The sequence below is a fragment of the Carnimonas bestiolae genome (genome assembly GCF_051251145.1).
GTDB classification, from domain to species: Bacteria; Pseudomonadota; Gammaproteobacteria; order Pseudomonadales; family Halomonadaceae; genus Carnimonas; species Carnimonas bestiolae.
Genome location: NZ_JBPCZK010000014.1, coordinates 21,064 through 34,660 on the forward strand (window position 1 = coordinate 21,064; position 13,597 = coordinate 34,660).

At 58.8% G+C, this 13,597-nt stretch carries 11 protein-coding genes; 9 read left to right on the forward strand and 2 right to left on the reverse strand.

Going from position 1 to position 13,597, the window contains the following annotated elements:
- Positions 1 to 106 precede the first annotated feature (106 nt).
- A complete protein-coding gene (gene ppk1 / locus R84865_RS12805) occupies positions 107 to 2,155 on the forward strand; it encodes a polyphosphate kinase 1 (RefSeq protein WP_435639872.1) in 2,049 nt (682 codons plus the stop codon).
- Positions 2,152 to 3,681: a Ppx/GppA phosphatase family protein gene (locus tag R84865_RS12810; protein ID WP_435639873.1), complete on the forward strand. Its 1,530-nt coding sequence runs from the start codon at positions 2,152 to 2,154 to the stop codon at positions 3,679 to 3,681. The genes ppk1 and R84865_RS12810 overlap by 4 nt, the downstream gene beginning before the upstream one ends.
- 89 nt (positions 3,682 to 3,770) lie before the next feature.
- Here the strand turns inward: R84865_RS12810 and R84865_RS12815 are convergent, their stop codons facing one another.
- Entirely contained in the window at positions 3,771 to 4,784 is a 1,014-nt protein-coding gene (locus R84865_RS12815; RefSeq protein ID WP_435639874.1) for an NAD(P)H-quinone oxidoreductase, read from the reverse strand.
- A gap of 311 nt (positions 4,785 to 5,095) precedes the next feature.
- Between R84865_RS12815 and R84865_RS12820 the strand changes: the two genes are divergently transcribed.
- The 7 genes from R84865_RS12820 (at position 5,096) to cobF (ending at position 12,380) form a co-directional block, all read left to right on the forward strand.
- Positions 5,096 to 6,532 (forward strand): amidase family protein, encoded by a 1,437-nt coding sequence (locus tag R84865_RS12820; protein WP_435639875.1) that lies wholly within the window; start codon positions 5,096 to 5,098, stop codon positions 6,530 to 6,532.
- Positions 6,522 to 7,478, forward strand: a complete 957-nt coding sequence (locus tag R84865_RS12825; protein WP_435639876.1) for a phosphotransferase — start codon at positions 6,522 to 6,524, stop codon at positions 7,476 to 7,478. The genes R84865_RS12820 and R84865_RS12825 overlap by 11 nt, the downstream gene beginning before the upstream one ends.
- A complete protein-coding gene (locus R84865_RS12830; protein WP_435633067.1) occupies positions 7,475 to 8,386 on the forward strand; it encodes a phosphotransferase in 912 nt (303 codons plus the stop codon). The genes R84865_RS12825 and R84865_RS12830 overlap by 4 nt, the downstream gene beginning before the upstream one ends.
- Positions 8,387 to 8,674: 288 nt before the next feature.
- Positions 8,675 to 9,715, forward strand: a complete 1,041-nt coding sequence (locus R84865_RS12835; RefSeq protein WP_435639877.1) for an ABC transporter substrate-binding protein — start codon at positions 8,675 to 8,677, stop codon at positions 9,713 to 9,715.
- On the forward strand, positions 9,712 to 10,752 hold the full coding sequence (locus R84865_RS12840) for a FecCD family ABC transporter permease (protein ID WP_435639878.1): 1,041 nt from the start codon (positions 9,712 to 9,714) through the stop codon (positions 10,750 to 10,752). The genes R84865_RS12835 and R84865_RS12840 overlap by 4 nt, the downstream gene beginning before the upstream one ends.
- Positions 10,749 to 11,546 carry an ABC transporter ATP-binding protein gene (locus tag R84865_RS12845; protein WP_435639879.1) on the forward strand — a complete coding sequence of 266 codons (798 nt, stop codon included), beginning with the start codon at positions 10,749 to 10,751 and terminating at the stop codon, positions 11,544 to 11,546. The genes R84865_RS12840 and R84865_RS12845 overlap by 4 nt, the downstream gene beginning before the upstream one ends.
- 30 nt (positions 11,547 to 11,576) lie before the next feature.
- The gene (cobF, locus tag R84865_RS12850; protein ID WP_435639880.1) at positions 11,577 to 12,380 is read left to right on the forward strand and encodes a precorrin-6A synthase (deacetylating); all 804 of its coding nucleotides are present in this window, start codon (positions 11,577 to 11,579) and stop codon (positions 12,378 to 12,380) included.
- Between the two features lie 60 nt (positions 12,381 to 12,440).
- Here cobF and queG read toward each other — a convergent pair whose 3' ends face one another.
- A complete protein-coding gene (gene queG, locus R84865_RS12855) occupies positions 12,441 to 13,568 on the reverse strand; it encodes a tRNA epoxyqueuosine(34) reductase QueG (RefSeq protein ID WP_435639881.1) in 1,128 nt (375 codons plus the stop codon).
- Positions 13,569 to 13,597: the final 29 nt, after the last annotated feature.

A 13,597-nucleotide genomic window follows, 5' to 3' on the forward strand; every position in this document is an offset into this window, starting at 1 on the left:
GTGCCCTGAGTGTCAGCGCTACAGCAGTCAGCGATCGCCATTTATCTGACTGTCACATTAGTGTTTTAAGTTACAAAAATAATAGAGCTAATGTAGGGCGGTGGAGATGTCGTTATACCCAAAGGAGTTGAGCTGGCTGGCGTTTAATGAGCGGGTACTGCAGGAAGCGGCAGATAGTCGGGTGCCCATCATTGAGCGAGTGCATTTTCTAGGTATTTTTTCCAACAACGCCGATGAGTTTTTCAGCGTGCGGGTGGCAGAGGTACGGCGCAAGGTGGCCGATGCGTGCAACAAGCAGCAACGGCGCGCCGCTGAGGCACTGTTTGCTGATATTCAGCAGAAGGTGGTAGAGCAGCAAACCCTGTTCGACAGCATCAATCTCGAGGTACGTCGGGAGCTTGCCAAAAAGCACATGATGCTAATCGAGGAAGAGCAGATTACCACCAAGGAGAAAGAGTGGCTGAAGCGCTTCTTTCACTTTGATATCAAGCGCTATCTAGTGCCGCTACTGATTAATGAATCGACGTCGATCACCGACATCGTTAATGAGGATTCCACCTACTTCTTTGTTGAGCTAATGCATCAGGGCCATGCCAGCTACGCGGCGGTAGAGTTACCCCGCGACCGTTTGCCTCGATTCATCAAGCTGCCGTTCAAGTATGAGAAGCGTAATAAGCGCATCGTGCTGCTCGACAGCGTGATTACGCTGTGTCTTGAGGAGCTGTTTGACGGCATTGTGCCCTTCGATACGGTGCGCGCCCATGAGTTCAAGCTAACGCGTGATGCTGAATATCGCTTGTCCCACGATATCGAGCATAGCGTACTCGAGCTGATGGAAGAGGGGATTCGTCAGCGTGAGCAGGCCGAAGCAGTACGCTTGGTGTACGACGGTGATATGCCGCAGTCGATGCTCGACTTTCTGGTAGACAACACCCAAATGGCGCCTAACGATTCGCTAGTGGCAGGCGGGCGCTACCGTAATACGCGTGATTTTGTCAGCTTCCCCAACTGGGGGCGAAAATCCTATCAGCATCCTCCGGTGCAGGCCCTCAATCATCCGGTATTCATGGCTCATCGCAACGTATTCGCAGCGATCGCGTCTCAGGACATTCTGCTTTATTACCCCTATCACCGCTTCGAGCAGCTGACCGAACTGGTGCGGCAGGCGGCCTACGATCCTGCGGTACGTTCGATCAATATTTGCCTGTATCGCGTTGCCAGTAATTCGCAGATCATCGAGTCGCTGGTGGATGCGGCGCGTAACGGCAAAAAAGTGACGGTAATGGTTGAGCTACAGGCGCGCTTCGATGAAGAAGCCAATATCGAATGGGCCAAGTTTCTGACCCAGGAAGGCGTGCGCGTCATTTTTGGCATTCAGGGGCTGAAAGTTCACGCCAAGCTGATTCTGATTACTCGCAAGGAAGACCAGGGAATCAAGCGCTATTGCCATATTGGCACGGGTAACTTCAACGAGAAGACGGCGCGTATCTACACCGATTTCAGTCTGTTTACTGCCGATGACGAAATCAACGCGGACGTTGAACGCGTGTTTCAGTATCTCGAGAAGCCCTATCAGGTGCCCACATTCACCCATTTGCTGGTCTCTCCAGTGTCTACCCGGACAGGCTTGATGGCGCTGATTGAGGGCGAGATCGAAGCGGCTGAGCGTGGCAAAAAGGCGGAAATTTTCCTCAAGATCAACAATCTGGTTGACGAAGGATTGATTCACGCGCTGGAGCGCGCCTCCCAAGCGGGCGTTAGCGTACGGGCGATTGTGCGCGGCATGTGCTGCCTGCGGCCGGGCGTGAAGGGCATCAGCGATAATATCGAGGTGCGCAGTATTGTGGATCGCTTCCTTGAGCACGCACGCGTGTTCTGCTTCCATAACCATGGCGATCCGCGTACCTATATTTCGTCGGCCGATTGGTATGGACGCAACCTCGATCAGCGTGTCGAAGTGAGCGCGCCGCTTAATTCGCCAGCGATTGCTGCGCAGGTCAAGGATATTCTCGAAATACAGTGGCGAGACAACACCAAAGCGCGCATTATCGACGCTTCTCAATCGAATACTTACCAGCCTCGCGGCAACCGTAAAAAAGTGCGCTCTCAGATGTTGATTTATGATTATTTGAAACAAGCTGGCGGTACAGCATGAGCAGCAACGTACTTCCCGAGCCGCCCCAGCCAGAGGCGGCTCCGGCGCAGTTTGCAGCACTGGATCTTGGCTCCAACAGTTTTCACCTGATTACTGCGCGCGTTATCGATCAGCATTTGCAGCCGCTGCTGCGCTTCAAGCAGCGCGTGCACCTGGCCAATGGCCTTGGCGAAGACGGCGAGCTTAGCGATGAAGCCATGCAGCGCGGGCTTGATGCGCTGCGTCTGTGCGCTCAGCGGCTGGCTGGTTTCCAGCCTGAGCAGGTGCGGGTGGTGGCGACACACGCCCTGCGTGAAGCGAGTAATCGCGCTGAATTTATCGCCCGCGCGGCCGAGTTTTTGCCCTTCGCCATCGAGACGATATCGGGCCGTGAAGAAGCCCGCCTGATCTATCAGGGCGTGGCGCAAACGACGCCCACCCACGAGCAGCGGCTGGTGATCGATATTGGCGGTGGTAGTACCGAAATGATTTCGGGTCATCGATTTGTCACCGATTTCCTGACATCGCGCAGCATGGGCAGCGTTTCTTTCACCGACCGCTTTTTTGACAGCGGCGAGATTACTGCCAAGGCGTTCGAAAAGGCCTGCATCGCCGCGTGTGGTGAGCTCAAGCCAGTAATCGCTGAACTCAAGAAATTCGACTTCGATGCGGTGTATGCAACATCGGGAACCGCCAAGGCGCTGGCGCACTGGGTGAGTCAGCGTGATGATCAGCCCGACGATCGCATCAGCCTGAAACAGCTCTATAAATGCCGCGACGAGCTGTTGGCGCTGGGCAAGATCGACAAGATATCGATCAGCGGCATGGACCCCGAGCGCGAGGTTATCATCACCGCGGGCACGGCCATTATGCTGAGCATTATGGAAGCGCTGGGCATCGAAACGCTGCAGATTCACGATGCAGCGCTGCGCGAAGGGGTGCTTTACGAGTTGGCCGGTAGCGTGATTGATCGCCACAACGTGCGGCAACGCACCGTTGATGGACTGGCGGCGCGCTATTGTATTGATCCTGATCAGGCGCGCCGCATCGAGCGTGCTGCGAAGCAGCAGTTCGATAAGGTGGCTGAGCCGTGGGAACTGTCGCAGGAGTGGTGTCGACGCATGCTGTGGGCGGCCCGCTTGCATGAGGTGGGACTGCAAATCAGCTCCAGCAGTATGCATCACCATTCGGCTTACATTCTTGCCAATGCCGATATGCCGGGCTTCGGTAAGGAGGAGCAGCTGCTGCTCGCCACGTTGGTGCGCTGCTGTCGGAAGAAGATCAGGCCCGATGTGATTCCCGAATTCTCGCTATATTCGCAGCAGGAAGTGTACCGCTTGATCGTGGTGCTGCGTTTGGCGGTACTCGACAACATCGATCGTCAGGATTCAGCACCGAGCTTTTTCATTAGCAGTAGTAGTGGCGATCAGCTCGAAGTGACCTTGACTGCGGCAGGGCGTATGGATCCGGTGCTGCTCGATCAGCTAAATGGTGAAGTGAAGCAGTACGCCAAGCTGGGCATCACGCTGAAGGTGCACAACGCATAGCGCCAAGCGGTCGGGATTCAGATAGGCGGGATTGAAAAAGGGCGGCCATCAGGCCGCCCTTTGTGTGTCTGGTGCCTATGCCCAGGCCGCTATTCCTCGCTAACGCGCAGCACGATCTTGCCAATGTGCTTGCTTGAATCCATCAGCTCATGGGCTTTGCGGGCATCGCTAAAATCGAAAATGGTATCGATCACGGGGCCGACTTCGCCTTCGTTAATCAGCGGCCACACTTTCTCGTTCAATTCGCGCGCAATCGCCGCTTTCTCATCAACGGTCCGTGAGCGCAGGGTCGAGCCGGTATGGGTGAGGCGTTTCAGCATCAAGCGGAACACCTCGACGTTGTCCGAGTTACCTTGCTGCGTGGCAATTTGCACGATACGGCCGTATTTGGCGGCGGCGCGATAATTTTGGGTGACGTAGTCGCCGCCAATCATGTCGAGAATCAGATCAACGCCGTGGCCGTCGGTAAGCTCCTTCACTTCCTTGGCGAAGTTCTGTTCGCGATAGTTGATGGCATCGGTAGCGCCCAATTCGAGGCAGGCTTCGGCTTTTTCCTGGCTGCCGACGGTGACGATAATCTGCTGTGCCTTGAATGCGCGCGCAAGCTGGATGGCGGTAGTGCCAATGCCGGAACTGCCGCCGTGAATCAGCACGCGATCATTAGCGCTTAGCTTGCCGTCCTGAAACAGGTTGGTCCACACCGTCATGAAGGTTTCGGGAATCGCCGCCGCCTGCACCAGCTCAAGGTGGTCAGGGGCGGGTAGGGCGTTGTGCTCGTGCACACAGCAATATTCCGCATAGCCGCCGCCCGCAATCAGCCCGCAGACGCGATCGCCTACCGTGAAGCGCTCAACACCGCTGCCGACGGCCACCACTTTCCCGGCCACCTCTAGCCCCGGAATATCAGAAGCGCCTTCCGGCGGTGGATAATTGCCCTGTCGCTGCATGACATCGGGGCGGTTAATGCCTGCTCCCACCACCTTTATCAGCACCTCTCCTTCGGCGGGCGTTGGCACCTTACGCTCGCCGAAGCTGATGACTTCGGGGCCTCCTGCGCCGTCGAATTCGATCACTCTCATCTGTTCAGGCAACGCGCCAGTCATGGTGTGTCCTCATCGTAAAAGCGGGTGGTGAATGCTCAGCATCGCGCCAATGCGTTTGCTGAGCGCATTGGCTACACGATAGCACCTGCGTTTTACTTATCGATAGTGCACGGTTGCCGCTTGGGGCTCTAAGGAATTGCTGTGACAGCCGCCCAAAGGATAGCGCTAGCGATGGCGTCCCCGTGCTTTATTGCTAGCGTGTGAGGCTGGGGAGGGCGCGGCAAGGCTGTTAAGATACGCTGCTATGTCAATGCGGAGCGGTGGGCCAACTGCGACGCGCAGCACCTGATCGGGCCTATCTGAATGCGAGAATGACAGTGATATCCATTGAGCAGTTGGCGGCATTACCGTTGCCTGATTTGCTGGCGAGTTATCGTCGCGGAGACCTCGATCCGGTGGCGGTCGTCGAGTGCTTTCTAGCGCAGGCGCAGCGCGTCAATCCCACTATCAATGCGCTTTATGAGATGCAGTGCGAGCAGGCGCTGGCAAAGGCCCGGGCGTCGCGCGCGCGCTGGCAAAAGCGGCAAAACGTTGGAGCGCTGGATGGTGTGCCCGTCACGCTCAAGGATTCGGTCAATGCTTGCGGCATGCATTGGTATCACGGCTCTAGCGCTCACGGAGACGGGCGACTGGCCAGCGAGGACGCGCCGCCGGTGGAGCGCTTGAACGCGGCCAATGCCATTGTGCTGGCGAAGTGCACCATGCCCGATTTCGGCATGAGCGCGTCTGGTGTCAGCTCGCGTCACGGTATCACCCGCAATCCCTGGAATACCGCTGCGAGCCCCGGTGGCTCGAGCTCGGGCGGTGCTGCCTCGCTGGCGGCGGGGGTAGGTGTCGCCTCGATCGGCTCCGATATTGCCGGATCAGTGCGCCTTCCGGCTGCTCAATGTGGACTTGCAGCGCTTAAGCCTACGCAAGGGCTGATGGCGCACACGCCAGCCTCGGACGTGCGTTCTGCCGGACTAATCAGTCGCCATGCCGCTGATCTCGAACCGCTGCTGCGCGCTGTGGCGGGAGTTCACCCCAAGGATCGCTTCTCGCTGCCGCTTGTCGAGCCTGATGCGAACACTCTTTCCCCTCGGGTCGCCGTTTATCAACGCTTTGGCTTCGGCCCTGAACCTGAATCTGCCGCCCGACATGCGGTTGAGCAGGCGGCGTTAGCGCTTGCCGAAATGGGGGCCTCGGTGGCGCAGCAGCCCGCGCCTTATCAGCAAGACATCTACGCGGCCATTGATGATACGTTCAAACTGCGCGCATGGCGGGAGTACGCCAGTTGCTCGCCAGCGCTTAGAAATGGCGTGCCGCAACCGCTCGTAGAGTGGTGTGCGCCAGCCGGCGGCTGGACGCTTGCCGACATGGCGGATATCGACACGCGGGTGCAGCGCGGTGTTGCTGCCACCAATGCGTTGTTCGACCACGCCGACTTTTTGCTGACTCCAGTAACGCCAGTTATTGGCTTCAGAGCTGAGCAGTTGGGGCCCGACCCCAAGATGCCGCTGCGGCACTGTAGCTTTACCGCCCCCTTCAATCAGTCAGGGCATCCCGCGGCGGTGGTTGCCGCTACCATGGGGCCACAGCGTCAACCAGTGGGGATACAGCTGGTCGCGCGGCGCTGTGATGATATCCGCTTGCTGCATTGGGCAGTTCGCCTGGAAGCTGCGCTGCGGCGCTTGGGCGAAACGAGCAGCTGGCCGCTCTCACCGTCGGCGGTTGCTGATACCACGGTCACTAACGCCCATGACGGCTGAACGTGAGGATCGCCTCAGCGCATTGGCGAGCCGCTGGTTGGGCGGTAAGCCAAGCCGCATGGCAACGCCTTTCGTGGCGCTTGCTTCACCCAGCTGGCGCGGCGTCGACGCCGAGATTATCCGCGCTGAGCGTGGCGAACAGGCGGTAATGATCAAGGCGTGGTTGCCTGACACGCGCTTCTATATCGATACCGACCATGCTAGTCGCGTCACCTGTGCAGCCGCGGAGCATCGCTTGGCGCCTGCAGTGCATGAGTACGCGGCCGAATATCCCGCATTGGTGATGGAAGCCTTGGGCGACGAGTGGCGCGTGGCGCGGCTTGAGGATGTTGACGAGTCGGGCACGCGCGAGGCCATCTTTGCCGCGTTCAAGTCGCTTGAGCGTTTGACCACCCGGCCGCACTGCCAGTGGGGCTGCGCCGCGGTCGATCATCAGCTAGGCGAGCTGTTACCGCAAGCCGCTAGCGCCGGTCGATTTCCCGCTACACAGCTCGCGCACTGGCGCGATTTTGTCGCGCGTGCGACGGCCGCCATCAGGGCCGTGGGAGTAGATCAGCGTTTGATACACGGCGATGCCAATCTGTCCAACTTGATGCTGCACGATAATGGCAGCGTACGCCTGCTGGATTTCGATATGGCGGGATTGGCCGATCCTTTCCAACAGCTAGGCTGCTGCTTAATGGAATATTGCGACAGCGAGGCCACCGCGCGCGAGGCCTTCGAGCAGTGGTGCGGCTACTTCGACGAACGTGAGTATCAGCGGGCGATGGTATACGCGATGCTCGATGACCTGCGCTGGGGGCTGATCGCACAGTGCCTGTCGGATCTGTCGCCGCGCCGTTATCAGGAGTTTGGCAAATACGCGAGTTGGCGTTTGTGGCGTTTCAGTAAGTGGCTTGAACACGACAGCGCGGCGCGGCTGCGTGCGATAGGAGCAGCGCGATGAGCGATGCAGCGCTGCGTCGGATACTGCCCGTGTGGGCGCGTGGGCCTGAATGGCAGTTGTCGCCCATTGCTGGGGGGCTGGTCAACGACAACTTCGTATTATCACGCGGCGACCAGCACTACTTCGTTAAGCGTTTTGGTGCTGGAACCGCGGCCTTTATTGATCGCCGCCAGTCGATAGCGGCTCAGCAGCAGGCCTGTCAGCTAGGCATCGCGCCGGCTGTCATCCATTTTGACGCTGAACAAGGCGTAGAAATCAGCGAGTTTCTCACTGATTATCGCACCGCTCGGTCGGCAGATTTCAGCGATCAGCGCTATTTGCACGCGGCGGTGTCGGCCTATCGTTGCCTGCATCAGGCGCCGCTGCTAGCGACCAGCAAGGATGTGTTTAGCATGACCGACGAGCACTTCGAGCACGGGCGTATGCTGGGCGCGCGGCAGCCGTCGTGGTTTGACTGGATGGTTGAGCAGTATCAGCGGGCGCGCGAGGCCTTCTTGGCATCGGGGCTTGATCTGGTGGCGTGTCACAACGATCCGATGCCGGGAAACTTCCTCTTCAAGGAAGATAACACCGGGGCCCCGTGCTCGCTCAAATTAGTGGATTTCGAATTTGCCTCGAACAACGAACGTGCGTACGAGCTAGGGGTGTTTCTGGGCGAAATGTTTGTTGATAGCGCGCGTTGCAACGAACTGATGGAAGCCTACTTTGGCGCGGTGACACGCCGTGTTGAAGCGCGTGTGTGGGTAATGCGTGCAATAGCGGACGTGAAGTGGGGGGCTTGGGCGGTGCAGCAGCGCTGCCGTTCCGACTGGGATTTCGATTATCAAAAATATGGCATGTGGAAGTACGCACGTGCCCGCGAACTGATGTTAACCCCTGACTGGGAGCGCTGGATGGCTCGTCTATAATTAAAAAGGCGTTCTTTCAGTTGCGATTCTTAATATTTATCCCTATTTTTTGTATTGGTATTTGTTTATGCTATTTTGCGATAATATAACAGTTATGACGGTTGCAAATAAATGTCGCAAACAGTAACGCGGCTGCTGATTGCATCTAAGAATGTTTCATTTAAGTTTCATTCGTTTGCACCGAAGTAGATGCCCTCTCACTATGACGGCACGCTGATTGCCCTGACTGCGTTTCTGATGTTCTCGCTTGGCCAGCACTTTTATAATTTGGGGAGGTGGCAATCAGCCATGAGTCGTCGCAGCATTCATTCATTCGCGCTCCTGCCAATCGCTGCCATATGGCTGGCGCTGGCGCTATCCGTGCTCGCCAAGCCGGCCACTGCCGCCTCCTTCCCCTATCAGCTCAACAACTGTGGCCGTACGCTCACCTTCAAGGCGCCCCCAAAGCGCGTGGTGACCATCGGGCAAGGTTCCACCGAACTGCTGCTTGAGCTGGGCCTCAAGGACCGAATTGTTGGTACCAGCCTGTGGTTTGGGCCACTGCCCGAAAAATACGCCTATCTTTCCGATAAGCTGCCGCGTTTGGCATATAACTCGCCCGGTTTTGAAAGTGTGCTGTCCACCCATCCCGATCTGGTGATGGCGCAGTACACCTACGACATAGGCCCGCAGGGCGCAGTATCGAGCGCCGATCAATTCCTGAAGCTCGGTGTTAATCCGTATATTTCGCCGTCTGACTGCGAGAGCAAGGCCGTTACAGCAAGCTCGAATGCCGACGGTGCCCGCAGTACGCCGTTCGATTTCTCTCAGATACTGCAGGAAGTCAACGAGGTTGCGCGCTTGTTCGACGTGCCCGAGCGTGCCGAAGACCTCATCTCCTCTCTACGCCAGCGCATCGACGCCGTTAGCCACCGTACCCAAACGGCGCGCACTGAGCAGAGCGTGGTGTTCTGGTTCTCCAGTGCCAAGCTGGATGGCGATGTCTGGGTGGCGGGTAACAACGGTGTGCCTGCCTACATCGCGCGCCAGCTTGGTCTTCGCAATCTTGTTGATATCGGTGAAGAGTGGCCCGCGGTCAGTTGGGAGCGCATTGCTCAGCTCGACCCCGATATATTGGTAGTTACCTCGATGGAGCGCCGCCGCTACCCGGCAGATGATGTGCTGGCAAAACTCGAATTCCTGCATTCGGACCCTGTGGCCAGTCAGCTCAAGGCAGTGCGTAACAACAACATCGTGATTGTCGATGCGCAGGCGCTCAACCCAACGCTGCGCATCGTTAACGGTTTGGAATCCATCTCCTTCCAGCTCCATCAGGAGCACGGCCATTGATATCAGCGGTAACCCAGCCGTTTGATCGGAAAGGAAACGCTGCCGTGCTACTGGCGGGGCTGGCGCTGCTGGTAGTGGCGATTCTCTGCGCGGCCTCTCTTGGAGAAATGCCCGTTTCCATCAGCACGGTAATCAAGGCGCTGGCGAACGGAACAGGCGCGGGGCACTTTGCCGTCGCGCCCATCGATATGGGCGTGATATGGGATTACCGTTTGGCCCGCGCCATCATGGCGGCGGTAAGCGGTGCCGGGTTGGCGGTCTGCGGTACGGTGCTGCAAGCGCTGTTGCGCAATGCGCTGGCCGAACCCTATGTGTTGGGCGTGTCGGCAGGGGCTTCGACGGGCGCAGTCGCGGTTATGCTGCTGGGCATTGGCGGGGCGTCGCTGGGCGTTCCGCTGGGTGCCTTTATTGGTGCTGTAGCGGCCTTCGCGCTGGTGATGGTGCTCTCGCAAGGCGGCGCGGCAGGTAATGTGCGCGTGATTCTAGCGGGCGTTGCTAGCGCGCAGCTCTTCAATGCACTCACCTCATGGCTGGTCGCGACCTCGGCCAACGCTGAACAGACCCGCGGCATCATGTTCTGGATGATGGGTAGCCTGGCAGGGGTTCGTTGGCCGGATGTCGGCCTGGCAACGCTGGTGGTGGGCGTTGCGCTGCTGTGCTGTTTACAGTTTACCCGGGCGCTGGATGGATTGGCCTTTGGTGAGCAGCAGGCACGCTCGCTTGGGCTGTCGGTGGGGCGCATTCGAGCAGTGCTGCTATTAATCACGGCGCTGGTAACGGCGGCGCTGGTGAGTCAGCTCGGTGCGATCGGCTTTGTCGGGCTGGTAGTGCCGCACGCGATGCGTTTTCTGGTAGGGCCGTTGCACGGTCGTTTGCTGCCGTTGGCGGCTGTTTTTGGCGCCAATTTCCTGGTGTGGTGCGATATTGTTGCGCGTCTGATCGTGCCTCACCAGGTGCTGCCGATCGGAGTGGTCACGGCGCTGATCGGCGCGCCGGCCTTTGCAATTATTCTTTACCGTGCCCGGGGGCAGCAATGAGTCTCGCCGTCAACGCACTCAGCTTTCGCGCGGGTAATGTCGATATTCTGCGTGGTGTGAGCATTGCGCCTCTTACGCAGCGGCTGACGGGTGTTTTGGGGCCAAATGGCTCGGGCAAGTCTACCCTGTTGCGTCTGCTGGCAGGGCTGGCAACACCCTCCGGCGGGCATGTGTCGCTCGATAACTTAGCGCTGTCGCATTGGCGCAAGCGCGAACGGGCCAAGCGCATTGCCTTGGTCGAACAACAGGCCGCTACCGGGCTTGATCTGCGGGTGATCGATGTCGTGCGGTTAGGGCGCATTCCGTGGCGTAAAGCGTTCGCCGGGCAAGATGCCGAAGACGACCAGGCGGTCGAGCAGGCGCTTGAGTGGACGCATCTGAGCCACCTGCGCCAACGCCGCTGGCAGCATTTGTCCGGGGGCGAGCAACAGCGCACCCAGTTGGCGCGAGCGCTGGCCCAATCGGCCAGCGAGCTGCTGCTCGACGAGCCTACCAACCATCTCGATATTCACCATCAGCTAGAGCTGCTTGAACTGCTGAAAACCCTTCCAGCACGCTCGGTGGTGGCGCTTCACGACCTGAATCTGGCGGCAATGTTTTGTGATCGTTTGATTCTTCTTGATCGTGGCGCGGTAGTGGCCGACGGCGCGCCCGCTGAGGTACTCACCCACCAGCATATTCTCGACGTTTACGGTGTGGACGCGCAGGTAACGCCCGACCCGCTCGGCGGCTGTACGATTGCCTATCGACGCCTGCGCGGTGCTGGTGCAAATACCCAGGGCGCTGGCCGCTAAACGCCCTTTTTCAACGATTGGATGGCGACGATGGCAACGCTTTCACTTATAGGTATCGGTTCTGGCGACCCGCGTCAGTTGACGCAGCAGGCCATCGATGCCATCGCTGAGCTCGATGTTGCGCTGGTGCTTGATAAGGGCGCCGATAGCGGAGAACTGCGCCATCTACGCGAACAACTGCTGGCTCGCTTCGGCGGCAACAGGCTGCGGGTAGTGCGATTGTCCGATCCGCCGCGTGCGGCGCAGGGGGAATATCTGGCGCGGGTGGAAGCGTGGCACGAGCAGCGTGCTGAACGTTGGGAAGCCGTATTGCGCGAACAGCTTGGCGCGCAGCAAACCGCCGGCATGCTGGTATGGGGCGATCCTGCCTTCTACGACAGCACGATCAGAATCGCTCAAGCGATCAAGCGGCGCGGCGCGATCCCGCTGGAGCTGAAGGTGATACCGGGAATTTCCAGCATTCAGCTGCTCGCAGCAGCGCATCAGATAGCGCTGAATCAGCTCAATGGCACCATTCACATCACCACCGGACGGCGTTTGCGCGATGAGGGACTCCCCCAGGGAATCGACGAAGCGGTAGTGATGCTGGACGGCCAGTGTAGTTTTTTGCAGTGTGCCGCGCCGGAGAGCGAGATTTTTTGGGGAGCTTGCCTGGGCAGCGCCGATGAGCAGCTGATTCGTGGCAGCGTTGCTGAGGTAGGCGAGCAGATTCGCCAAGCGCGCGAGGCGTTGCGCGAGCGCAAGGGATGGGTGATGGATATTTATCTGCTGCGTAACGTGCGCGGGGGGAATGAGCGCGCTGAGGCACCGAGTAGCACGCCTTGCTCACGGTAGCGATGCCTTCACGCGAGCAAGCACTGCGCCGAGCGTAGCGATGTTGTCGCAATCGTCGCGTTACTGTTTCGTAATCACCGCGTCGGCTTTGATGCGCTGCTCCTCCAGCGCCCATTCGACGTGCTCTCGCACCAACTCACTTGGATGATCGCGCCGTTCCTGTAGCACCGCCACTACCTCATCAGAGGCGGGATGATTGCCCAGCCCCACGGCGAGATTGCGCAGCCAGCGCTCGTGGCCAATACGGCGAATGGCGCTGCCTTCGGTATTGGCTAGAAACTGCGCCTCACTCCAGCGAAACAGATCGATCAGTCGAGCGCGATCCAATTCGTGGCGGGGGCTGAAGTCGTCCAGCGCACTGGCACGAGTAAAGCGCGTAAAGGGACAGACCAACTGACAGTCGTCGCAGCCATAGACGCGGTTACCGATGGCGCGGCGAAATTCGAGCGGAATCGCGTCCTTCAGCTCAATGGTCAGGTAAGAAATGCAGCGCCGCGCATCCACCACCTTGTCGTCGACAATAGCGCCGGTGGGGCAGGCCACCTGGCAGCGATCGCAGCTACCGCAGTGCTCGCGCTCGAAGGGGGCATCTACCGGTAGCGGAACATCGGTAAACAGCTCACCAAGGAAAAACAGCGAGCCCGCCTTGGGGTTGAGCAGCATCGAGCTCTTGCCGAACCAGCCCAGCCCGCTGCGCTGTGCCAGCGCACGCTCAAGCACGGGAGCCGAGTCGACGAACGCGCGATAGCCGATGCTGCCCACCTCGGCTTCGATCCATTTGGCCAGCGTGGTAAGCCTTTTACGAATTACCTTGTGGTAGTCGCGTCCCAGTGCATAGCGCGAGATATACGCGCGTTCGGGCTGACCCAGCACGCGCGTGGTTTCTACTTCCGGGGGAAGGTAATCCATGCGTGCGGTAATAATACGCTGGGTGCCCGGTACCAATTGCTCAGGACGCCAGCGCTTGTCGCCATGCGCTTCCATATAGCCCATCTCACCGTGCATCTGCTGGTCGAGCCAGCGCTCTAAATGCTGCTGGTGCTCGCCCAAATCGATGTCAGCTACACCCAGTTGCTGGAAGCCCAACTCGCGGCCCCAGACCTGAATCTTCTCCTTGAGCGCTTGCAACTGTTGCTGATTCAGCGGCAGCGGCGCCTCACTCGGCAATGTAGAAGAGGCTGAAGACATGGCGAACACAAGAGTGGCTGGAAGACGGT